We start from the raw sequence: 23,797 nt of genomic DNA, 5'->3' as shown, positions 1-23,797 counted from the left end.
CATGAGCAAGACTATCGCGACGGAAAATGCACCAGCAGCAATCGGCCCATACGTTCAGGGCGTAGACCTGGGTAGCATGATCATCACTTCCGGTCAGATCCCGGTCGATCCAAAAACCGGTAGCGTATCGGAAGACGTGTCCGCTCAGGCGCGTCAGTCGCTGGAAAACGTGAAGGCTATCGTAGAAGCTGCAGGCCTGAAAGTCGGCGACATCGTAAAAACAACCGTGTTCGTTAAAGACCTGAACGATTTCGCCACCGTTAACGCCACCTACGAAGCGTTCTTCACCGAGCACAACGCCACCTTCCCTGCGCGCTCTTGCGTGGAAGTTGCCCGTCTGCCGAAAGACGTGAAAATCGAGATTGAAGCGATCGCCGTTCGTCGCTAAACAATGAAGAAATCCGGGCGCGAAAGCCCGGATTTTTGTCACTGCATGGCAATCACAGCACGCCAAACAATTTCGGCAGGAATAACGAAATCGCCGGAATATACGTCACTAACATCAGTACCAGAAAAAGTACGGCGTAGAACGGCAGCATCGCCTTCACCACTTGTTCAATCTTCTGCTTACTCACCGCACTGGCAACAAACAACACCGATCCTACCGGCGGCGTAATTAGCCCAATCCCTAAGTTAACCAGCATGATCATACCAAAATGGACCGGATCAATACCGAGCGCGTTGGTTACAGGCAACAGGACCGGCGTCAGGATCAGGATCAGCGGTGCCATATCCATCAATGTACCGATCAGTAGCAGCATAATGTTAATACACATCAGGATGACGTATTTGTTATCCGAGATGCTGGTAAAGGCTTCGGTGATGCGCATCGGCAACTGCATATAGGTCATCACCGCGCCGAACGCGGCAGCAAAACCAATCAAAATCATGACGATAGTGACCGTTTTCACCGTGCGGAACATCAGTTTCGGTAGCTCAGACCACTTATAGTCGCGATAGATAAACATCGTGACAAAGAAGGCCCACAGGCAGGCAATCGCCGCTGACTCCGTCGCGGTAAAGATACCTGACAGGATGCCACCCATGATGATAACCACCGTCATCAGGCCCCACAGCGTATCAACAAAAATCTTCAATGCCTGACGAAACGGTACGCGCTCGCCTTTCGGATAACCACGCTTGTGCGCAAACGCCACGCACATCACCATCAGGCTAAAGCTTAACAACAAACCAGGCAGGATCCCGGCGATGAACAGCGCAGCAATCGAAACCGTACCGCCGGTCGCCAGCGAGTAAATAACGGAGTTATGGCTGGGTGGCGTAAGGATCGCCTGTACCGATCCACTGGCGGTCACCGCCGCAGCAAAGTCACGTGGGTAACCTTTTTTGTCCATCTCCGGGATCATCACCGAACCGATGGAGGCGGTGTCTGCCACGGATGATCCGGAAATCGCGCCAAAAAAGGTGGAAGCCACAATGTTAACCAGCGACAGCCCACCGCGAATGAAGCCAACGAAAATATAGGCAAAATTCACCAGCCGACGAGCAATCCCGCCTTCGGCCATAATCGCTCCGGCCAGAATAAAGAACGGGATAGCCAGCAATGAAAATTTGTTCACGCCGCTGGTCAGTTGGATCATCACCGCTTCCAGCGGGATATCAATATACCAGGCCCCAATGATGGCGCTAATACCAACCGCGTACGCTACCGGTACCCCAATCGCCAGCATAATGCCGAGCGTAAAGACGAGAATAAATGCATCCATCTGCTTTCCTTTATGAAATGGGGGCGGTAACTAGCTGGTCGATCCCAGCATGACAACAGGACGCTGATACTGCGGACCACGACAAATCTTTTCAGCAATAAAAAGTAGCGTGATGGCAGAACCAATGGGCAGCGGGAGATAGTTTTGCCCGGCACTGAGAAGCGGGAATTCCGCGACGGCTTGATCCCACAATTCAAGACACAGCGTGGTTCCGTACCAGAGAATGAACAGACTTATCGCAATCAGCATGAGATCGGCGACAATCGAGCAGTAGCGACGGGCGGAATCTCCCAGGCGATCAGTGACCATACTCACCGCGATATGGGAACCTGCGCGATAGCTTACCGCCGCGCCAATAAAGGTGAATGTCACCATACAGAGAATGGCGACTGGCTCAGGCCATGACAGTGCATTATTCAGAACATAACGTGCAAATATTCCGACAGGAATAATGGCGACCATAACCAATAATGCGACTCCGGCAATCCACATTGAGATCCGGTAAAGAAAATCCATTACTGATGAATAGCATTCACCCATCATCATCACCTCGAATTAATCAAAAGATTCAGACGGATGGATAATCCCATCCGTCCAATAAATTACTTCACATCCTGAATACGTTTGATCAAATCCTGGTGTTCTTTACCGTAATTATCCCTTACCGATTGCGTGGCTTTAAAGAAATAATCGGTATCAATATCATGGAACTGAACGCCATTAGCTTTCATGGTTTCCAGAGACTTCTCATTATAGGCAGCCCAGAGCTTGCGCTGTTCTACTTGCGCTTCTTTAGCGAGTTTAATGATGAGATCCTGGTCCTCTTTTTTCAATTTATCCCATTTAGCCTTCGAGAAAAGAAATAGCTCCGGGATAATAAAATGTTTACTCCAGGTATAGTTTTTAACGACAGGCAAATAGTTGTGCGCAACAAACGTTGGCGGGTTATTTTCCGTTCCGTCAATGACGCCAGTCTGCATTCCGCTAAACACTTCGCTGACGCCCATTACAATGGAGTTAGCGCCCATTGCTTTTAAAGTATCCAGCGCGATCGGGCTCGCCTGAACGCGGATTTTCATACCGTGCAAATCTTCCGGTTTAACCACCGGGTTTTTGGTAATCAGGTTACGTGTTCCGGCATCCATCCAGCCGAGAAACACCAGACGTGATTTACTGTTTGCCGTCAGGCGATCGCCAATTTCCTGGCCAATCATACCGTCAAGCACCTGATGCATATGGTTTTCATCGCGAAAAATATACGGCAGTGTAAACACGTTAATCTCAGGGAGTATTGCTGCTACTGGCGTCATCGAGACACGAATAATATCGATAGCGCCTAATTGTGCCTGCTCAATCATCTGTTTTTCGTCGCCCAACACGCCACCCGGGAATGTTTTAATCTCCAGACGACCATCCGTCGCAGCACTCAGCTTCTCTCCCATGTGCTTCACTGCCACAACGTTCGGGTAATCAGCCGGGTGAACATCTGCGGCGCGAAAAGTTTGGGCCAACGTTGAATGGCTGGTCAGTAATACTGATACACCAATGCACAGACTTAACAGGTTTTTTGTCAGTTTCATTTGTCCTTCTCCAGAAGTTCATAATATCCATTAACAGGAATAGCTTGCAGAGCAAATGACTGCCGGAATTAGAAATGGGCAGCGAGAAACTTTCTTTACGACGTTACCTGTGCAGACTAACTGGTGTAACAATTTATTTCACTGACTGCCTTCACAAAAAAACGTCAACGCTAATAATTTTTAGCACAGTGTTTCATTTTTGCAACGCAGATCGTTTTATTGATAAGAAAACAAAGAGAGAGGAAGGGATTGTTACCAATTTGCCCTGTTAGTATTTCAATAAAAATAAAACAGAAATATCGTCGAGTAATATCTTCGAATGAAATAAAAAAATGCCGGATAGTGACCCAAGCACTATCCGGCAGAGAACTAAAAGATTATTGCCAGCCGTAGCGACGGCTATAAAAACCTTTCACTAATTGGGTCAATGTCATGTAACCAGCCAGAATCGCAATCAGCCACGGGAAGTAGCTCAGCGGCAGAGCCTGCAATTGTAAGTAGCTGGCCAACGGTGAGAATGGCAGCGCAATCCCCACCACCATGACCACCAGCGTCATCAGCATTAACGGCCATGCAGCACGGCTCTGGATAAACGGTACACGGCGGGTACGGATCATATGCACAATCAGCGTTTGCGACAGCAGACCCACCACAAACCAGCCAGACTGGAACAACGTCTGATGTTCTGGCGTATTGGCATGGAAGACGAACCACATCAGACAAAATGTCAGAATATCGAAGATGGAGCTGATTGGCCCAAAGAACAACATAAAGCGGCCCAGTTCGGCAGGATTCCAGCGCTGCGGTTTTTTGATCTGCTCTTCATCAACGTTATCAAAAGGAATAGCAACCTGGGATACATCATACAGCAGGTTCTGAATCAGTAAGTGCAGCGGCAACATTGGCAGGAAAGGCAGAAATGCGCTCGCCACCAGCACGCTAAAAACGTTACCAAAGTTAGAGCTGGCGGTCATTTTGATATACTTAAGCATATTCGAGAAGGTACGACGCCCCTCGATGACCCCTTCTTCCAGTACCATCAGGCTCTTTTCCAGCAGGATGATATCTGCCGCTTCACGGGCAATATCTACCGCACCATCAACGGAAATGCCAATATCCGCCGCACGCAGTGCCGGGGCATCGTTAATGCCATCGCCCATAAATCCAACCACATGACCTTCGCGTTTCAGCAACGTGACAATGCGCTCTTTGTGCATCGGCGTAAGACGGGCAAACAGCGTCGTGCTCTGGGCCAGTTGTGCCAGCTCGTCATCGCTTAGCCCTTCAATGCTGCTACCAATAACCACATCGCCCGCATCCAGACCTACTTCATGACAGACTTTTGCCGCCACCAGTTCGCTGTCTCCGGTGAGGATTTTCACCGTAATACCGCTGGCCTTCAGCGCCTTCAGAGCCGGAGCGGTGGTCTCTTTCGGCGGATCGAGGAACGCAATGTATCCTTCGAGGATCAGGTCGGACTCATCAATACGCTGATAATCTCCCTCACGTGCGGGCAGGTATTTGGTCGCCACCGCCACCACGCGCAATCCCTGGCGGTTAAGCGTATCGGTAACGCGTTTAACCCGACGCAGCATATTGTCATCCAGCGGAACAATCTCGCCATTGTGACGCACCTGGGTACAGACACTGAGGATCTCCTGTAGTGCCCCTTTGCACACCAGCTGATGCACATCAGTTTCTTCCGCCACTACCACCGACATCCGGCGGCGCTCGAAATCAAACGGGATCTCATCGATTTTCTGCCAGCGGGTAGAGAGCAGGCGGGCCGATTCTTCATCGACACCTTCCAGCACCGCGGTATCCAGCAGGTTTTTCAGCCCGGTCTGGTAATGGCTGTTCAGCCACGCGGAATGCAGCACATGCTCACTGGGCTTACCGGAGATATCGGTATGATTCTCCAGCACGATTTTGTCCTGAGTTAGCGTACCGGTTTTATCGGTGCACAGAATATCCATCGCGCCAAAGTTCTGGATGGCATCAAGGTGCTTAACGATAACTTTTTGCTTCGACAGTTTCACCGCACCACGCGCCAGCGTGGAAGTGACGATCATGGGCAGCATTTCCGGCGTCAGTCCCACCGCCACAGAAAGAGCAAACAGCGCAGCTTCCCACCAGTCGCCTTTGGTATAACCGTTGATGATAAGCACAACAGGTGCCATCACCAGCATAAAACGGATCAACAGCATGCTGACACGGCTGATCCCTTTCTGGAACGCATTCTGCTCGCTTTCCTGCTCAGTAACTCGACCCGCCAGTTGTCCAAACCAGGTATTGGCCCCGGTAGAAATGACGATAGCCTGCGCCGTACCGCTCACCACGTTGGTGCCCATAAAGCACAGGGTATCGCACTCCAGCGGGTTGCTTTGCTGCGGGTTTCGGCTGTTCGCCACTTTCTCAACCGGCAGTGATTCTCCGGTAAGCGAGGCTTGCGCCACAAACAGGTCACGCGCCTGAACGATGCGTAAGTCAGCCGGGATCATATCGCCTGCCGCCAGTTTGATGATGTCGCCAGGAACAAGCTGGTCGATCGGCAACTCTACCCAGCCGTTTTCTCCTTTCTCGTTGATCACCCGCAGTACCGTGGCGGTGTTGCTGACCATCGCTTTCAGCGCATCTGCCGCTTTGGTTGAACGCGCCTCCTGCACAAAATTCAGTAACGTAGAGATAGCAACCATCAGGGCAATTACGCCTGCAGCAAACAGATCCTCAGTGGCATAGGAAATGCCGCCCAGAATGGTGAGCAAAATATTAAATGGGTTACGGTAACAGACCCACAGATGCACCCACCACGGCAACGGTTTCTGTGCCGGCAACTGGTTTTCACCGTGTTTCTCACGGGCACTTTCCACTTCAGCGGCGTTCAAGCCTTCAGGGTGCGCATCAAACGTTTTCCACAGCGCTTCCTCTTCCATCAGCGCCATTTTCAGGCAATGTTCGCTCAGGGAAGGTGGGATCGGCGCGCTGGCAACAGCCTGGGCATTGGGCAATGGATCGCGATGCACCAGACGATGAGGCAAATGACGATTGAGCCGGGCAAACAGCTGGCGGGTAATATTTTTAAACATAGGCAGTCCCCCTGCGCCAGTAAACACAGGCGCAGTGAATACATCAGGCACAGCAAAGCCTTGCCTGATGGCAATCTAAAATCACAACAGGGACGTCAGAACGTCACTGTCTTACATATCCGGTAAGACAGTGAAAGCAGGCTTACCGGAAAGGTTTATTTCTCCGTTTCGGGAGAGGGGTGGGATCGGGATCCATACAGCCTCCGGTAAGTGAGTGAGTTGCGCGGCGCATTATACGCAGAAAACCATAAGGTTCGTGGCAATTATGGCGGTATGATAAACCACAGTAACTAAACCAAACGTATACACATTGCCTGAATAACAAAGTAAATAAAGCAGACTTTGCCCATTGCACTCCACTTGAGTAAAGTTACCCTCTTAATTAAAACTGAATGCGCTACGGGAAAACAGGATGCAGAATCGGCTGACTATTAAAGACATCGCCCGCTTAAGCGGCGTGGGAAAATCAACAGTTTCCCGCGTTCTCAACAATGAAAGCGGTGTCAGCGAACGCACCCGTGAACGTGTTGAAGCGGTAATGAATCAGCACGGTTTTTCCCCTTCCCGCTCCGCACGCGCCATGCGTGGGCAAAGTGACAAAGTGGTAGCAATTATCGTCACGCGCCTGGATTCACTTTCAGAAAATCTCGCCGTCCAGACCATGCTGCCCGCCTTCTATGAGCAGGGTTACGATCCTATTATGATGGAAAGCCAGTTTTCACCTGAACTGGTAGAAGAGCATTTGGGCATGCTCAGACGTCGCAATATTGACGGCGTGGTACTGTTTGGTTTTACCGGTATTACAGAAGCCATGATCGCTTCCTGGCAGGACTCTCTGGTGCTACTGGCAAGAGATGCCAAAGGTTTCGCCTCCGTCTGTTATGACGATGAGGGTGCAATCCATACTCTGATGCAACGTCTGTACGACCGTGAACATCGCCAGATCAGTTTTCTTGGTGTTCCCCATAGCGATGTGACCACCGGTAAGCGCCGCCATGAGGCTTACCTTGCATTCTGCAAGAAACATAAACTGCATCCTGTTGCTGCTCTGCCAGGTCTCGCCATGAAGCAGGGTTATGAGCATGCCGCAGATGTCATTACTCCGGAAACCACGGCCCTGGTATGCGCGACGGATACCCTTGCCCTTGGGGTCAGCAAATATTTGCAGGAGCAGCGGATCGATAATCTGCAACTGGCGAGTGTGGGGAATACACCACTGATGAAATTCCTCCATCCGGAGATCATCACTGTCGATCCCGGTTACGCCGAAGCCGGACGACAGGCGGCTTTACAGCTGATCGAACAGATCAACGGCCGCAGCGAGCCGCGCCAAATCATCATCCCATCCACCCTTTCCTGATCGCTTTCTGAGCGTTAATTTGTGATCTTCGCTACGTTTCGGGAACGTTCCCATTTTTAAATATTCAACGAAGATATACTCTGACGCCAGGTCAACAACAGGGCTTAATAATGAGCAAAATAAAACAAGCAGACATCGATCGGCTGATTGAGCTGGTGGGCGGGCGCGACAATATCGCCACGGTGAGTCATTGCATCACGCGCCTGCGTTTTGTGCTGAATCAGCCTGCGAACGCCAGGCCGAAAGAGATCGAACAACTTCCGATGGTCAAAGGCTGTTTCACCAACGCCGGGCAGTTCCAGGTGGTGATTGGCACCGAGGTGGGCGATTACTACAAAGCGCTGCTGGCGACCACCGGACAGGCCAGTGCCGACAAAGAGCAGGCGAAAAAAGCCGCGCGGCAGAACATGAAATGGCACGAGCAGATGATTTCTCATTTCGCAGAGATCTTCTTCCCGCTGCTGCCGGCGTTGATTAGCGGAGGCTTGATCTTAGGGTTTCGTAACGTGATCGGCGATCTGCCGATGAGCAACGGCCAGACGCTGGCGCAGATGTATCCCTCACTGAAAACGCTTTATGACTTTCTGTGGCTGATTGGCGAGGCGATTTTCTTCTATCTGCCGGTCGGGATCTGCTGGTCTGCGGTGAAGAAAATGGGCGGTACGCCGATCCTTGGCATTGTGCTCGGCGTCACGCTGGTTTCCCCGCAACTGATGAACGCCTACCTGCTGGGTCAGCAAGTGCCGGAAGTATGGAATTTCGGCCTGTTTACTATCGAAAAAGTCGGTTATCAGGCACAGGTCATTCCAGCTCTGCTGGCAGGTCTGGCACTTGGATTGATTGAAACGCGCCTGAAACGCATCGTCCCGGACTACCTGTATCTGGTGGTGGTTCCGGTGTGCTCACTGATCCTCGCGGTGTTCCTCGCCCATGCGTTTATTGGTCCGTTTGGCCGCTGGATTGGCGATGGTGTCGCCTTTGCTGTGCGTCATCTGATGACCGGCAGTTTTGCTCCGATTGGCGCAGCGCTGTTCGGCTTCCTGTACGCCCCACTGGTGATCACCGGAGTGCATCAGACCACGCTCGCTATCGACATGCAGATGATTCAAAGCATGGGCGGAACGCCTGTGTGGCCGCTCATTGCGCTGTCGAATATCGCTCAGGCCTCTGCAGTGGTCGGCATCATTATCTCCAGTCGTAAACATAACGAGCGGGAAATTTCCGTTCCTGCTGCGATCTCCGCTTATCTGGGAGTGACTGAACCGGCAATGTACGGCATCAACCTGAAATACCGTTTCCCGATGCTGTGCGCGATGATCGGCTCCGGCCTTGCCGGACTGCTGTGCGGTCTGAACGGCGTGATGGCGAATGGTATTGGCGTCGGCGGCTTGCCGGGCATCCTTTCCATCCAGCCAACCTACTGGCAGGTATTTGGCCTGGCAATGGTTATCTCGATTGTTATCCCGATGGTACTGACCTCGTTCATCTACCAGCGTAAATACCGTCAGGGCACATTACAGATTGTCTGACTTTTTTTCGGGGCGCAGTTGCGCCCCATCGCATTTGCAGGAAATAACGATGAATATTCCCCACTGGTGGCAAAACGGCGTTATCTATCAGATTTACCCCAAGAGTTTTCAGGACACAACCGGTAGCGGCACTGGCGATTTACGCGGTGTGACACAACGTCTCGACTATCTGCAAAAACTGGGGATAGATGCCATCTGGCTGACGCCATTCTACATTTCGCCGCAGGTTGATAACGGCTACGATGTCGCTGATTACATTTCCGTCGACCCGGCCTACGGTACGCTGGATGATTTTGACGAACTGGTGGCGCAGGCGAAAACGCGCGGCATCCGTATTATTCTGGATATGGTGTTTAACCATACTTCGACGCAACACGCCTGGTTTCGCGAGTCGCTGGATAAAGACAGTCCGTATCGTCAGTTTTATATCTGGCGCGATGGTACACCGGACGCATGCCCGAATAACTGGCGTTCAAAATTCGGTGGCAGCGCCTGGGGCTGGCACGCTGAAAGCGAGCAGTATTATCTGCACCTCTTTGCCCCGGAGCAGGCTGACCTGAACTGGGAAAACCCGGCAGTGCGCGCGGAGCTGAAAAAAGTCTGTGAATTCTGGGCCGATCGCGGCGTAGATGGACTGCGCCTCGACGTCGTGAACCTTATCTCCAAAGAGCAGGACTTCCCGAGCGATCCTGACGGTGATGGACGCCGTTTTTATACCGATGGCCCACGCGTGCATGAATTTTTACGCGAAATGAACCGCGACGTCTTCACGCCACGTAATCTGATGACGGTGGGCGAGATGTCTTCTACTTCGCTTGCTCATTGTCAGCAATACGCCGCACAGGACGGCAGCGAATTATCGATGACCTTCAACTTCCACCACCTGAAAGTAGACTACCCCAATGGTGAAAAGTGGACACTGGCAAAGCCAGATTATGTGGCGTTGAAAGCCCTGTTTCGCCACTGGCAGCAGGGTATGCACGACACCGCCTGGAACGCACTGTTCTGGTGTAACCACGATCAGCCGCGCATCGTTTCACGCTTTGGTGATGAAGGGAAATACCGCATACCTGCGGCCAAAATGCTGGCAATGGTGCTGCACGGTATGCAGGGCACACCCTATATCTACCAGGGCGAAGAGATTGGCATGACCAACCCGCATTTTCGACAGATTACCGATTATCGCGATGTGGAAAGCCACAATATGTTTGCCGAACTGAATGCCGCTGGGCGTGATGCCGATGAACTGCTGGCGATCCTCGCCAGTAAATCCCGCGATAACAGCCGCACGCCGATGCAGTGGGACCGCAGCAAACATGCCGGTTTTACGCAGGGGGAGCCGTGGATCAATCTGTGCGACAACGCGGCTGATATCAATGTCTCAGCAGCGCTTGATGATGCCGATTCGGTATTTTACGCCTATCAGAAACTGATCGCCTTACGCAAAACTGAACCAGTTATCACCTGGGGCGACTACGAGGATCTGTTACCGGAAAGCCCGCATCTGTGGTGCTATCAGCGAGAATGGCAAGGACAGCGGCTGCTGGTCATTGCCAACCTGAGCGAGACCTTCCAACCCTGGCAACCGATCCATACCGGTGGAAACTGGCAGGTGCTGATGCACAACTATGCCGAGGTCGCCAGCCAGCCCGGGGGCATGACATTGCGTCCTTTTGAAGCTATCTGGTGGCTGCAAAAATAGCTTGCAATTGGTTTTAAGCCCGGTGCGTATAGCGCTGCCGGGCTTCTCTGCATGCATCCAGCCTACCCTTCTGTTTTTGTTGAATAATTAATCAGATTTTTCTCACCACAATTTACAATCGGCTGCAGTGCCCGTCATCTGTACGCTCCAGTTTTTACTTTGAGCTACGTCAATAAAAACGTAAACATCCTTGATGCAAATCACTACATATAGAACTTAAAATGTACTCCGACCCAATATGTTGTATTAATCGACTACAATTGCTACAACAACATTTCCCTTCATAGCAGTGGAAATGTGGATAAAAGAGGTCTGGATTGCGAGAAGTCATTGGATAGAAAGATGAATAAACCGATGAACGCTCCCTAACCTCTGTGGATAACCTGTTCTTATAAATATGGAGTGATCATGACACCGCATGTGATGAAACGAGATGGCTGTAAAGTGCCGTTTAAATCAGAGCGCATCAAAGAAGCCATTCTGCGTGCAGCTAAAGCAGCGGGAGTCGATGACGCAGATTACTGTGCCACCGTCGCAGAAGTCGTTAGCAGCCAGATGAATGAGCGCAGCCAGGTCGATATCAACGAGATCCAGACAGCGGTAGAAAACCAGCTGATGTCTGGTCCGTACAAACAACTCGCCCGTGCGTACATCGAATACCGCCACGATCGTGATATACAGCGTGAAAAACGTGGCCGTCTGAACCAGGAAATTCGTGGTCTGGTTGAACAAACCAACTCAGCTCTGCTGAACGAAAACGCCAATAAAGACAGTAAAGTGATCCCGACCCAGCGCGACCTGCTGGCCGGTATCGTCGCCAAACACTATGCACGTCAGCACCTGCTGCCGCGTGATGTCGTCCAGGCACACGAGCGTGGTGATATTCACTATCACGATCTCGACTACTCGCCATTCTTCCCGATGTTTAACTGCATGCTGATCGACCTGAAAGGTATGCTGACGCAGGGCTTTAAGATGGGTAATGCGGAGATTGAGCCGCCAAAATCTATCTCGACTGCAACCGCCGTTACGGCACAAATCATCGCGCAGGTTGCCAGCCATATTTACGGCGGCACCACCATTAACCGTATTGATGAAGTCCTGGCACCGTTCGTGACCGAGAGCTTTAACAAACACCGCAAAACTGCTGAAGAGTGGCAGATCCCGGATGCAGACGGTTATGCGCATTCCCGTACCGAGAAAGAGTGCTATGACGCATTCCAGTCACTCGAGTATGAAGTGAACACGCTGCATACCGCCAATGGTCAGACGCCGTTCGTCACCTTTGGTTTTGGCCTGGGTACCAGTTGGGAATCTCGTTTGATTCAGCAGTCCATCCTGCGTAACCGTATTGCCGGTCTGGGTAAAAATCGTAAAACTGCCGTCTTCCCGAAACTGGTGTTCGCTATCCGTGACGGTCTGAACCATAAGTTTGGCGATCCGAACTATGACATCAAACAGCTGGCGCTGGAGTGCGCGAGCAAGCGTATGTACCCGGACATCCTGAACTACGATCAGGTCGTAAAAGTCACCGGTTCGTTCAAAACCCCGATGGGCTGTCGTAGTTTCCTCGGTGTTTGGGAAAACGAGAACGGCGAGCAGATCCATGACGGTCGTAACAACCTCGGCGTGATCAGCCTCAACCTGCCACGTATTGCGCTGGAAGCCCACGGCGACGAAGCCACTTTCTGGAAGTTGCTGGACGATCGTCTGGTGCTGGCGCGTAAAGCGCTGATGACCCGCATCGCTCGTCTGGAAGGCGTAAAAGCCCGCGTAGCGCCAATCCTGTATATGGAAGGTGCCTGCGGTGTGCGCCTGAAAGCGGATGATGACGTGTCTGAAATCTTCAAAAATGGCCGTGCATCAATCTCTCTGGGTTATATCGGTATTCACGAGACCATCAATGCGCTGTTTGGTGATACGCACTTGTACGACAGCGAAGCGCTTCGTGCCAAGGGCATTGCCATTGTCGAACGTCTGCGTAAGGCAGTCGATCAGTGGAAAGACGAGACCGGTTACGGCTTCAGCCTGTACAGCACACCGAGTGAAAACCTGTGCGATCGTTTCTGCCGTCTGGATACCGCCGAGTTTGGTGTCGTGCCGGGCGTGACCGACAAGGGTTACTACACCAACAGCTTCCACCTCGACGTGGAGAAAAAGGTTAATCCTTACGACAAGATCGATTTCGAAGCACCGTACCCGCCGCTGGCGAATGGCGGCTTCATTTGCTACGGCGAGTATCCGAACATTCAGCATAACCTGAAAGCGCTGGAAGACGTCTGGGATTACAGCTACCAGCATGTGCCGTATTACGGTACTAACACGCCTATCGATGAGTGCTATGAGTGCGGCTTTACCGGTGAGTTTGAGTGCACCAGCAAAGGCTTCACCTGCCCGAAATGTGGTAATCATGATGCAGCCCGCGTGTCGGTGACCCGCCGTGTATGCGGTTATTTAGGCAGCCCGGACGCACGCCCGTTTAATGCCGGTAAGCAAGAAGAAGTGAAGCGCCGCGTTAAGCATTTAGGTAATGGGCAACTCGGTTAATCCCTCACGGTTTTATGCCCGGTGGCGCTACGCTTACCGGGCCTACAAACTGTGCATACATTGTAGGCCGGATAAGCAAAACGCCATCCGGCATGGTTAAGCGAAATGAATTATCACCAGTATTACCCTGTCGACATCGTCAACGGTCCCGGCACTCGCTGTACCCTGTTTGTTTCAGGGTGCGTGCACGAATGCCCTGGCTGCTATAACAAAAGCACCTGGCGGCTAAACTCCGGCCAGCCGTTTACCACAGAGATGGAAGACAAGATCATTGCCGATCTGAACGATACACGGATCCATCGTCAGGGGATCTCGCTGTCGGGCGGCGATCCACTTCATCCGCAAAACGTGCCGGATATTCTGAAACTGGTACAGCGCATTCACGCTGAGTGTCCGGGAAAAGATATCTGGGTGTGGACTGGCTACAAACTCGATGAGCTCAATGCCGAGCAAATGCAGGTGGTGGATCTCATCAACGTGCTGGTCGATGGTAAATTTGTTCAGGATCTCAAAGACCCGGCGCTTATCTGGCGCGGTAGCAGCAACCAGGTTGTGCATCATTTGCGCTAACACTTCAGGCGGATGATGTTCTGTTTTCCGCCTGTCAAAACCGGCTCACACACTCCATCGCGACTGCTTTGAATTCGTTAAAGTCACGGCAGGTACAGAGTCTTGCCATGGCGCGTTCGCGCAGAAAAGTAACGAAAATATCGTAGATTGCCATCGCCTCTTCGTACTCGCTTTTGCTAATGGCGAGTAAAAAGATCACGTGTGCGGTTTCATCTCCCCAGGCAATGCCCTGCGGAGCGAGGACCGTGTAGACCACCGTTTTCTTGGCCAGCAAACCGAGCGCGTGCGGTAGTGCAATGCCGTCACCCAGCATGGTGCTAACGATGGCCTCACGTTCCACCACCGAACTGACAAACTCCGCATCCACAAAACCTTCATCCTGCAACTGATGGCATAGTGTGTTGAACAGCGTCTGTTGATCCATTTGCCCGTCGACAATACGAAAATGCGTCGCATCGAAGTATTTGTCCAGCATCCATGGGCGGGTCCTGTCCACCAGCACCAGTTTACCAATTTGCTCCAGTTGATAATCTGTTGGAAACGGCGCAATCATCACTACGGGCTTATCTTTTTCGCTAATTCGCGCAGTAGAGATAACAAAGTCTTCGCTAATACTGTCCCGTTGTTCATAGTCTCGCAGCGTCACGGTACTTACAATTTCAATCTGCGAGTACTTACGCGCCAGCACCGCTTCAATCATCCTTGCCATCGCATTTCCCGCATCACAGACCAGAAGTACACGGGGCTGTCGTTGGTAACCGATGTTGTAACTACGTTCCAGCCCAACACCAATATGCAGGACAAGGAAGCCAATCTCATTTTCACTGATCGTATACGGGGTGTATTTCCCCCATCCCGACACGGCAGCAAGTGTCATGTCCCATGCCATTGGATAGTGCTGTTTAATATTTTCCAGCAGCGGATTAGGGATCATGATCTGGTAGCGTACCCGGGTGATCATCGTCTTAATATGCGTTAGCAGGTCGGCATGCAGTTGCTGGTCATTCAGCAGGTTATAGTTGTACTGGGTGTTGATAAAACGCAGGATGTAATTAACCAGCGCCTCATCATCGTCAGCATTGATGGCACTGGGGGCGATCTCCTGAACCTGACGGGCAGCAATATGCACCTTCAGCCAGTTTTCTTCAAAAACGGAAAGCGGTTTATCTGCCAACTGGTGCAATACCGCCGCAATTTCCCGCGTAGCAAGGCACACCGCATGTTCGACTTCTTCTGCGGCGAACTCAGGAAGTGGATACCCCTCGCTAATCCTGCGTACCGCCACCGCACAATATAAGCGCAGAAAAAGCTCGCCCTCATCGGTCAGGCTGATATGAAAACGGGAAAAAATATCCTGTAAAACAGGTTGCAACTGCTGCGGTACGCCAGCATTGAGCGCCTCTTCCATTACCAGCGGATGGGCAGGATCTTGCTGTGCCAGCGTCCACAGAAGATCGGTCAAACAGGCCCGAATCGCCATCTCGCTACCGAACAGCTTCATTCCATGCCGGGGGCGCGTTTCCAGCGTCAGATGATAACGTTGCAGGTGTTCACGCACCTCCGCCATGTCATTCTGCAGCGTCGCCCGACTGATGAACCATTCATCAGCTAAATCTTCCAACTTTAGCGAAAAAGCCGATGTCAGAAAACGGACCACCAGCCAGTGAACCCGTTCCCGGCTGGTACGCGGTATACGCAACAGCTGCTCTGGTTGCTGCGTTTGCAACGCATGATAACTTGCCGGATCGTCAATTTTAAGCTGGTAGCCGTTGCCCCGACTGAGAACAAACTGTGCGCCATACTGGGTGAGTAGCGTATTCAGCGCGGTGATATCCGCTCGTACAGTACGTGTGGAAACCGACAACCGCTGCGCCAGCTCATCCTGCGGCAGCGCCTCGTTTTGCAGCATGTCAAACAGCTGTGCTAAACGTTGGTTGGGGAATCGCACGTCTTTTTCCTCATCAGTCAGTTAACCTACACAGGCCCTGGTGATCGCCAGCAGCTGGCGTACATCATCCGGACGAGTGTTCCCATTCACCTTATCAATAATAGAACTATAAATGTGAGGAATGATTTTGCTCACGCCTGCATCAAGCGCTATCTGCAGGATTTCCGCAAAGTTATCCAGGTCTATACCACCCGTTGGCTCCAGCCAGAAGTCATGCCGGGCGCAGGCTTCAGCCACAGCCTTGTACTCGTTACGGCACTTGAGACCGCCCATCGGGAAGTATTTAATCGAACTGCCGCCCATGTCTTTGAGCAGGGCGATAGCTGTTTCTAGTGGAACAATGCCATCCGGAGACTGGCTGCTCAGCGGCCCGGTGGAGATTTTGACCATACCAGGCGTTCCGGTAGGTGACACAAGACCATTGACCACCGTCTCATTCTGCCCCAGCAGCGCACGGCTGGTTGCCACGCCGGTAAAAACCTGGTTTACATGCTGTGGCTGTACCTGGCGGGAGATTTCACTGACCATCGCCGACTGGTTGGGATCACCGGCTCCCAGGCCCACAGAGAGCACATTGTCGATAAGCGCCGCATATTCGCGCATATCCGCCACAGCGCTTTCAACATCCGGGTAATTTTTAGAGAGCACGCCGACCAGCACATGACCTTCAGCCGCCGCATAAATATCCCGGGCATTCTCTTTGGAACCCGCCAGCACGTTCAGGCAAACGCGATCGCGATAAAAGTTAGGGGTCAGTTTCATGCTTTTTTCTCCTGCCGGGTCACGTCACCAATACGACGCGCCACAATCTCCAGTTGTGCGCGATCGACGCTGCGCACATCCGCTTCAATAATCCCTTCGTTGGCTTTATAGCCACGGAAATAAATCGCGTACTCACCCTGTTTAAGCGCATCAACCAGTTCCCCCGTGGCAATACCGGTCACCGCTTCGTCAAACTTAATCTCTGCACGGGCGATGTCGCGTCCTGCGCTATCCCATACCACGCGGGCGCTAACGCCATTAAAGGTATTCAGCGTATTGATAAATGGTGTCATTTTTTCCACCATTTCCGCGCCGCTCTCTTTCTGCGCGTTCAGATAGAGTTCAATGGCACAGGTCAGACCGAGAATGCCTTCTTTGCCGACCTTCATTGCCCTCCCAATACCCGCTGTCTGGCGTTTTACCCACTCGACATACTGAGTTTTGCCGATCACCAGACCGCTGGTTGGCCCTTCAATGGCTTTCGCACCGCTATAAATCACCAGGTCCGCGCCAACACGGTAATAGCATTGCAAATCTTCTTCCGCCGCCGCATCGACAATCAGCGGCAAGTTATGCGTACGCGCTACCACTGCGGCCTGCTCCACACTAAGCATGCTTTTCTGCACACAGTGGTGGGATTTGATATACAGAATGGCCGCCGTGCGTGGTGTAATAGCGGCTGCCAGTTGTGCCGCAGAGCATTCGTTAGCGTAACCCGCCTCCACCAACTTACCGCCGCCAAGCGCCACCATGCTGCCAACCGGTGCGCCAAAGTTGACGTTGTGTCCTCTTGGCAGCACGATTTCATTGTTGTCGATTGGCGTAACGTGCAGATTTTCCAGCAGCCAGTCACTGTCCTTAACCAACACAGCGGCAACCGACAGGGCAATCCCTGCCGAAGCGCAGGAGACGACCGTAGCCCCCTCTACTTCCAGTAGCTTTGCGATGTAGTCTCCTGTTTTGTTGACCAGATCTTTCATCTCAAAGTACTGATTCATCCCTTCCATCGCGGCCTGTACAACCTCCGGGCGCGGCGTGGAAACACCGAGCGCCGTCATGCGACCGGAAGTGTTAATCACCTGTTTTAAATCGTATTTTTCAAAAATCGAAGACATGTTCTGCGCTCCCTTGTTCGGTCATATAACCCTTGCCCGCACGTATTGCGGCAAGCGGCACCAGCAGTTGATCTGCCTGTAAGCTGTCTTTTTCTGCATCGACCAGCACGGCTGGCTGGCGTTTAAGCATAAAGAGGGTGAGATCAGCATCCTGACCTACCTGAAGTCGGCCTTTGTTTTTCAAACGCAGACCGTCAGCAGCATTGGCGGTCACGCAGTCAATAACCTGCGGTAGCGACATGCCGATGGCGAGAAACTTGGACATCACATTGGCAAGCGAATACACCGGGCCGCTGATGCGATTACGGCAATAGATGTCTGAGCTGATGGTATGCGGCAGAATGCCTAAACTGATGGCGCGCTTCGCGACCGCAAAGCTCAGGCTGGCAGTGCCGTGCCCGACATCAAGGCGTACACCACGCGCGAGAGCCTGCGACACCGAGGCTCGCAGCTCGCCTTCTGGCGTCAGAATGCGGTTCGGTTTGCCGTTGTAACAGTGGGTAATGATATCGCCCGCCGCCAGGCGCTCGGCAATTTCATCCAGATCCGGCGGGTTATTACCAATATGTACCATCAACGGCAAGTCGCCGTTTTCGGCCTGCATCACTTTGGCATGCTCCAGCGGCGTAATGCCGTTTTCACCGACCACGCTGCTGCTCATCCGCGCCTTCAGGCCGACGATAAAATCAGGGTAGCGGTTGACCGCCTGTCGCACCGCATCGGCATCAATGTTGGTCATGTTCGCCAGTTCATTTTGGGCGATAAGCCCAACGCGAGAGATATTCAGTAGCGCATAAACATCAGTGATCGCTTCACGAGTCAGCGTGTAAAAATCGTCAATATCATCAGCCCCGGTACTACCTGCATCGACCACCGTGGTGACGCCGGTGGCAATACCGACGCTGTCTGGCTGGTCATGATAAATCGGAGATTTCGGGTAGCAGTGGACGTGAGAATCAATCCAGCCTGCGCTGACGTAGCACTCGCCGCGTAAGTCGATAGTTTTTGCCGCCGGGCTATCAACATCGCCCAGCGCCGCAATTTTGCCGTCTTTGAGAGCAATATCGCTCACCGTATCGTCAACCAGACGCGCATGGCGCAGGAGTAAATCAAACATCGTTCTCTCCTTTGCCGGACAGGGCTGAGTAATCGCTCTGTCCGGCCTACAAAACAGCAGTGTTAGCTAATCGCAATCGGGAAGATTGATCCCAAAATCATCGCACCGAGGATCGCCCCGCCAGTGATCGGTTTTTGCCACAGGTAAAACAGCAGCGCACCCGCCAGAGAGCCGATACCGATAGGGATGGAGGCAGTCATCGCACTGAGAATGATCAACGGCCCAAGGAAGCGACCAGAGGCGTTACCGGCCCCCATCATTACGTCAGCGCCATAGGTCGAGTCGCTCTGATTGATGGTGAACTTACGCGCCAGAATGATGATGTAGCCAATCGCCAGGCCAATCACCAGACCCGTGACCAACGAGGCGGCAAAGTTCGCTACCGGGAAAATAATGCCCGCGCCCAGCAACAATGCCGGGACGCCCAGGCCAACACCGGTCTGAATCGCCCCACCGATATCAAGGATCCCTACCAGCGAACCTTCAATGATTCGGGCAAACAGGAAACTTGCGCCAAACGCCGCAACCGCGCCGTAGGATCCGGTGTCCATTCCCGCTTTCAGCATCGCCACAAATGCCACTTCGTTAAATGCGCCGATGCCGTACAGGTAGTACATGTGCGTTCCGGCAAAGACACCGGAGGAGAGCAGGCCAACGAAGATCGGGAACGACCAGTCGGCAAACCAAAAACCTTTATTCTGTTCCATGATGACCTCCGTTATTTGCCGCTGAGCGAGTTGTGGATCAGTTCGAGCCAGTTCGGCACGGTCAGATGGAAGGATTCGATCATCTTCATATCGAAGCCGCGGAAGAAGCCGCTCAGGACGAACAACGCGACGATAGCGACCATCATCACTTTGGTGACGTGGTTCCAGCCGCTCTCTTCTACGCCTTTACCAATCAGAATACCGAGTACCAGACCCGGTACCGCATTACCCATAATGAGCTGTGCTGCACCACCAAAGACTGTCGCCCAGAAACCGGATTTCTTACCGGCATCAATAGCCGCCAGCCAGAAGATCACCGGCATCACGGTATTGACCAGCAGGTTTGCCGCAGGAACCAACACCTTAACAGCGGTAACCTGCAATGCTTCCGGTACGGATGAAGCGGTCAGGTTCAGAAAGGTCACGACGATCATGCCGATAACGCCACAGGCAATCGCCATGCGTTTAGGGTCATGCAGCGTTTCACCGACATTACGGTTTTTCAGCATCAACGCCGCCGCGCCCCAGTTAGGAATGATGCGGTGATCGACATCCTGAGTGAACGCGCCGGCCGCCACGGATGATGCCCAGGCGTTGAAGAAGAAACCCAGACCAAATGAGAAGTGAGAAGCCGGATCCCCTTCGCAGGAATTCAGTTCTCCCAGGGTACGAAATGCGCCCATCCCCTGAGTGGTAGGCGCATGAAACATGCGTGCAGCCCCAGCGCCGACACCCACGCCAACCAGCGCGCCGATGATGAGCGATTTTATTAATATTATCAGGAACATATTTATGCCTTTTAATAGTAAATCAGCGTTGCGTGACGAAATCCACCTTGTCGAGATTGATGGCAGTCACGTTGACGGTCACATCCAGCTCCACGCTGAAAGTGCGTCTTTCCCGGCGCATAAAGAAGAATAAAAATGCCTCTTTACGCACCGATTCACGCGCTTGAACAACCTGCACATCCTGTGGCTCAATACGCAGTAAGATATGCGGCGATGCCTTCATCACCGCAGCCTGAACATGATTCAGGGCATCAGCAAAGGCGCGTGCTTTCGTGTCGCCTTTGCCGGTAACTCTCACCGTCGTGGTGAATTGCTCTTTCATACTCAGGCGCCGTATTTCTTTTGCCACGCCTGTACCAGACGCTCGCCCAGTTCTTCCTTATCCATAAAGCCAAAGCCCAGCACGTTGCAGCCTTCGTTAATGGCGGTCACACCCTCATCCACTGAGCGCATGCCGTATTTTGCTTTGTAGCCATATTTGGTCTGCGCAGTGATGGCTCCCGCGCCGCCGCTGCCACAAAAAGAGATGCCAAAGGTGGCGTTTTCCGCTTTCATAACGTCGCCCAGTTTCATATCTGCCGCCACACCCGGCACCACGACCGCACGACCACCAGCTTTCTCAACGCCTGCCGCCACTTTCTGGCCCTTACCCAGACGATCGCCAATCACCACAGTAATCTGTTCCATCTTTTGCTCCTTAAAGGTTATCTTTCGCGACTTCGAAATGTACCGACAGCAGCCAGGCCTCTTCTTCTGGAAGATTGCCAAACTCAGCTACGACGTCGCGGGCAAGCGCCATTGATTCGGCAGAAATTTCATCAAATAGGCTGGCATCAACGTCTGGCAAGGGCTCCCCCGTCACCGAGCGGTGCGCCATGGCGCGAACATGCGACGTCAGCATTTGTTCCTGTACGGCGTTGGGGATGATGTGGCGTTCACGCAACAGGGCATATACCTGCGCCAGCATGCGATCGGCCAGTTCACCAGACGGTGTCACCGGTTCCCCCATGTCATTCATTGCAACTCCGTTATTCACTCGTTTCACCCCACTCATGGCTATGAGGGTAAACTAGCGGTGGAGGTTAAAAGTTTGTAGCGAGTTGTTTTCCACTTCGAAGTGGAAAGGCGAGCAGCGATAGTGATCTGTGCCACAGAAAAGACGGAATTGGCGATTAATAACCAGCATAACGTGATGGGGATCGCAGGAGATTGCAGGTAAAGCACAAGCGGAAGGAATAACGGTCTGACGTTAAAAGTTAAAAAATGTGATGGGCATAACGTTTACTTATGGAGGGAATCTGATGGGTATGTCTTACCCGACCTACGTAGTCTGTAGGCCGGATAAATAAATCAACGGTACTTCTTATGGTAAGCATTGCGGGTGGATTTCAGCTCTTCCGCTACTGCCTTCGCCTCTTTGACTTTACCTTCGTTCGCCAGTTTTAACGCACCGTCAATCTGACCGATCAACGTGTCAAAACCGTGGCGGAAATCTTTCATCTCCGGGCTGTCCGGGGATTTGCTTTCCAGCTTCGGCGGCGTTCCTTTTTGTGCGTCCTGTGCGGCTGCACGCATTTTGGTTAACGCACCTTTGAGTTCAGTCGCATTATCCGTTTTTTCGACGATCTTCAGGTTATCGTTGAGGATCCCCATGTCGTCTTCGAGATCGGCAGCAAACGCAGAAGAGCCAAGAACCAGCGTTGAAGCCGCGATGATCGCTAACAGGTGTTTACGCATTGCTCACTTCCTTTTTATTATTAAAAAATAACGCCCGATACCCTAAATAATCCGAGTTGCAGGCAAGCGGCAAGCGTGTGAATCCCGGCCATTTACATAAGTAAGTGACTGGGATGAACGCGTAAAACCAACACACCTGCAGCTTGAAGTATGAAGGGTATTATTGACCGGCGATCTTCATCTCCGGCAACAGTACAGAACCACACTGTATATTACTGCGCGTTTCAATATCGTTCCCTACGGTCACAATATTGCGCCACATCTCTTTTAAGTTACCGGCAATGGTAATTTCACTTACCGGATACTGAATTTCACCGTTTTCGACCCAGAAGCCAGCCGCACCGCGAGAGTAATCGCCGGTAATACCACTTACGCCCTGCCCCATCAGTTCGGTAACAACCAGGCCAGTGCCCATCTCTTTGAGCAACTGCTCGAAGCTTAGCCCTTGTCCGGGAATACGCCAGTTGTGAATGCCGCCAGCATGACCGGTGCTTTTCAGCCCCAGTTTACGGGCTGAATAGTTGGTCAACAGCCACTGAGTCAGTACACCATCTTTGATAATGTCACGACGCTCGGTACGCACGCCTTCACTGTCGAACGGTGAGGATGCCAGTCCTTTCAACAGATGCGGGTGTTCTTCAATGGTCAGCCATTCCGGCAGGATCTGTTTGCCCAGTGAATCCAGCAGGAAGGTGGATTTACGATACACCGAGCCGCCTGCAATAGCGCCTACCAGATGTCCAAACAGTCCGGTCGCCACTTCGTTCGCAAAAATAACCGGTGCTTTCATGGTGGACAGCTTACGCGGCGACAGGCGAGATAAGGTGCGACGGGCACAGTCTGCGCCGACCCACTCCGGCGTTTGCAGATCGCCAATTGCACGGCCAATGGTATAGGCATAATCGCGTTCCATATCGCCGTTCTCTTCAGCGATAACGCAGCTGGAAAGTGAATGACGCGTGGAGCAGTAACCCTGTAGCATGCCATGGCTGTTACCAAAAACTTTGATGCCATAGTGGCTATTAAAACTGCCGCCTTCGGTGTTAGTAATGCGCTTATCGGCCTGTAACGCAGCCTGTTCAGCACGCGCGGCCAATTCAATAGCTTCATCAGGCGACACTTCTGCCGGGTGGAACAGATCTAAATCTGGCGCATCAAATGCCAGCAGCTCTTTATCTGCCACGCCCGCGCACGGGTCCGGCGAGGTGTAACGGGCGATATCCAGCGCGGCCTGCACGGTACGTGCGATAGCCTGCGGGCTTAAATCAGTGGATGATGCGCTCCCTTTACGGTTCTGGTGATAAACCGTAATGCCAAGAGCACCATCACTATTGAATTCTACGTTCTCCACTTCACCATAACGGGTGCTGACGCTAATACCCGTGGTCTTGCTTACAGCGACTTCCGCGCCATCCGACTGACCTGACGCTAGCTCCAGTGCTGTCGAGACCGCTTCTTCCAGAATCTTACGCTGCGCTTCAACTTGTGAGATTACTTTCATCGCAAATGCCATAATGTAGAG

General features: G+C 52.3%; 22 protein-coding genes. 6 read left to right on the top strand and 16 right to left on the bottom strand.

The annotated features are described in order from the left end of the window. The first annotated feature begins 1 nt into the window (after position 1). Complete coding sequence (ridA, locus tag LG384_RS02560; protein WP_042321681.1) at positions 2 to 388, top strand: 2-iminobutanoate/2-iminopropanoate deaminase; 387 nt, start codon at positions 2 to 4, stop codon at positions 386 to 388. A 52-nt stretch (positions 389 to 440) separates the two neighbouring features. Here ridA and LG384_RS02555 read toward each other — a convergent pair whose 3' ends face one another. From LG384_RS02555 to mgtL, 5 genes are all read right to left on the bottom strand, one after another. Further along, on the bottom strand, positions 441 to 1,727 hold the full coding sequence (locus LG384_RS02555) for a TRAP transporter large permease (protein ID WP_045439183.1): 1,287 nt from the start codon (positions 1,725 to 1,727) through the stop codon (positions 441 to 443). 30 nt (positions 1,728 to 1,757) lie between these two features. Further along, positions 1,758 to 2,267, bottom strand: coding sequence for a TRAP transporter small permease (locus LG384_RS02550; protein WP_045439181.1), 510 nt, complete (start codon positions 2,265 to 2,267; stop codon positions 1,758 to 1,760). 62 nt (positions 2,268 to 2,329) lie between these two features. Then, positions 2,330 to 3,307 carry a TRAP transporter substrate-binding protein gene (locus tag LG384_RS02545; protein WP_045439178.1) on the bottom strand — a complete coding sequence of 326 codons (978 nt, stop codon included), beginning with the start codon at positions 3,305 to 3,307 and terminating at the stop codon, positions 2,330 to 2,332. Positions 3,308 to 3,684: 377 nt separating this feature from the next. Further along, entirely contained in the window at positions 3,685 to 6,393 is a 2,709-nt protein-coding gene (gene mgtA, locus LG384_RS02540; protein ID WP_225760401.1) for a magnesium-translocating P-type ATPase, read from the bottom strand. A gap of 142 nt (positions 6,394 to 6,535) precedes the next feature. Beyond that, complete coding sequence (mgtL, locus tag LG384_RS23330) at positions 6,536 to 6,589, bottom strand: mgtA regulatory leader peptide MgtL (protein ID WP_223307022.1); 54 nt, start codon at positions 6,587 to 6,589, stop codon at positions 6,536 to 6,538. A 192-nt stretch (positions 6,590 to 6,781) separates the two neighbouring features. On the opposite strand from mgtL, the gene treR reads away from it, so the two are divergent. The 5 genes from treR (at position 6,782) to nrdG (ending at position 14,101) form a co-directional block, all read left to right on the top strand. Then, a complete protein-coding gene (gene treR / locus LG384_RS02530; protein WP_255642480.1) occupies positions 6,782 to 7,753 on the top strand; it encodes a trehalose operon repressor TreR in 972 nt (323 codons plus the stop codon). 110 nt (positions 7,754 to 7,863) lie between these two features. Continuing rightward, entirely contained in the window at positions 7,864 to 9,282 is a 1,419-nt protein-coding gene (gene treB / locus LG384_RS02525) for a PTS trehalose transporter subunit IIBC (RefSeq protein ID WP_045439168.1), read from the top strand. 49 nt (positions 9,283 to 9,331) lie between these two features. Further along, positions 9,332 to 10,984, top strand: coding sequence for an alpha,alpha-phosphotrehalase (gene treC, locus LG384_RS02520; protein WP_225760400.1), 1,653 nt, complete (start codon positions 9,332 to 9,334; stop codon positions 10,982 to 10,984). Positions 10,985 to 11,392: 408 nt separating this feature from the next. After that, positions 11,393 to 13,531, top strand: coding sequence for an anaerobic ribonucleoside-triphosphate reductase (nrdD, locus tag LG384_RS02515; RefSeq protein ID WP_045439162.1), 2,139 nt, complete (start codon positions 11,393 to 11,395; stop codon positions 13,529 to 13,531). Positions 13,532 to 13,636: 105 nt separating this feature from the next. Beyond that, on the top strand, positions 13,637 to 14,101 hold the full coding sequence (gene nrdG / locus LG384_RS02510) for an anaerobic ribonucleoside-triphosphate reductase-activating protein (RefSeq protein ID WP_048222265.1): 465 nt from the start codon (positions 13,637 to 13,639) through the stop codon (positions 14,099 to 14,101). A gap of 34 nt (positions 14,102 to 14,135) precedes the next feature. Here the strand turns inward: nrdG and LG384_RS02505 are convergent, their stop codons facing one another. From LG384_RS02505 to pmbA, 11 genes are all read right to left on the bottom strand, one after another. Continuing rightward, positions 14,136 to 16,049, bottom strand: coding sequence for a transcription antiterminator (locus tag LG384_RS02505; protein WP_048222268.1), 1,914 nt, complete (start codon positions 16,047 to 16,049; stop codon positions 14,136 to 14,138). Between the two features lie 21 nt (positions 16,050 to 16,070). Then, positions 16,071 to 16,811, bottom strand: a complete 741-nt coding sequence (locus tag LG384_RS02500; protein WP_225760399.1) for a KDGP aldolase family protein — start codon at positions 16,809 to 16,811, stop codon at positions 16,071 to 16,073. Further along, entirely contained in the window at positions 16,808 to 17,926 is a 1,119-nt protein-coding gene (locus tag LG384_RS02495; protein WP_045439151.1) for a DgaE family pyridoxal phosphate-dependent ammonia lyase, read from the bottom strand. The genes LG384_RS02500 and LG384_RS02495 overlap by 4 nt, the downstream gene beginning before the upstream one ends. Continuing rightward, complete coding sequence (locus tag LG384_RS02490; protein ID WP_045439149.1) at positions 17,910 to 19,043, bottom strand: amidohydrolase/deacetylase family metallohydrolase; 1,134 nt, start codon at positions 19,041 to 19,043, stop codon at positions 17,910 to 17,912. Before LG384_RS02490 ends, LG384_RS02495 begins: the two co-directional genes overlap by 17 nt. A 62-nt stretch (positions 19,044 to 19,105) precedes the next feature. Then, positions 19,106 to 19,750, bottom strand: a complete 645-nt coding sequence (locus tag LG384_RS02485) for a DUF4310 family protein (RefSeq protein ID WP_003830379.1) — start codon at positions 19,748 to 19,750, stop codon at positions 19,106 to 19,108. Positions 19,751 to 19,761: 11 nt separating this feature from the next. After that, complete coding sequence (locus tag LG384_RS02480; RefSeq protein WP_045439140.1) at positions 19,762 to 20,538, bottom strand: DUF4311 domain-containing protein; 777 nt, start codon at positions 20,536 to 20,538, stop codon at positions 19,762 to 19,764. A gap of 22 nt (positions 20,539 to 20,560) precedes the next feature. Then, entirely contained in the window at positions 20,561 to 20,860 is a 300-nt protein-coding gene (locus LG384_RS02475) for a DUF4312 family protein (RefSeq protein ID WP_045439135.1), read from the bottom strand. Positions 20,861 to 20,862: 2 nt separating this feature from the next. Further along, on the bottom strand, positions 20,863 to 21,225 hold the full coding sequence (locus LG384_RS02470; RefSeq protein ID WP_008786042.1) for an SFCGS family glycine-rich protein: 363 nt from the start codon (positions 21,223 to 21,225) through the stop codon (positions 20,863 to 20,865). A gap of 10 nt (positions 21,226 to 21,235) precedes the next feature. Continuing rightward, on the bottom strand, positions 21,236 to 21,574 hold the full coding sequence (locus LG384_RS02465; RefSeq protein ID WP_223306970.1) for a glycine dehydrogenase: 339 nt from the start codon (positions 21,572 to 21,574) through the stop codon (positions 21,236 to 21,238). Between the two features lie 314 nt (positions 21,575 to 21,888). Beyond that, positions 21,889 to 22,275: a cytochrome b562 gene (cybC, locus tag LG384_RS02460; protein WP_045439122.1), complete on the bottom strand. Its 387-nt coding sequence runs from the start codon at positions 22,273 to 22,275 to the stop codon at positions 21,889 to 21,891. A 160-nt stretch (positions 22,276 to 22,435) separates the two neighbouring features. Then, positions 22,436 to 23,788 (bottom strand): metalloprotease PmbA, encoded by a 1,353-nt coding sequence (pmbA, locus tag LG384_RS02455; protein ID WP_045439120.1) that lies wholly within the window; start codon positions 23,786 to 23,788, stop codon positions 22,436 to 22,438. Between the last annotated feature and the right edge of the window lie 9 nt (positions 23,789 to 23,797).

The sequence above is a fragment of the Citrobacter sp. Marseille-Q3906 genome, from assembly GCF_916618775.1.
Classification (GTDB): Bacteria; Pseudomonadota; Gammaproteobacteria; order Enterobacterales; family Enterobacteriaceae; genus Citrobacter; species Citrobacter murliniae.
The sequence above is the reverse complement of the archived record's forward strand: the minus strand, read 5'-3'. Positions and strand labels throughout refer to the sequence as shown.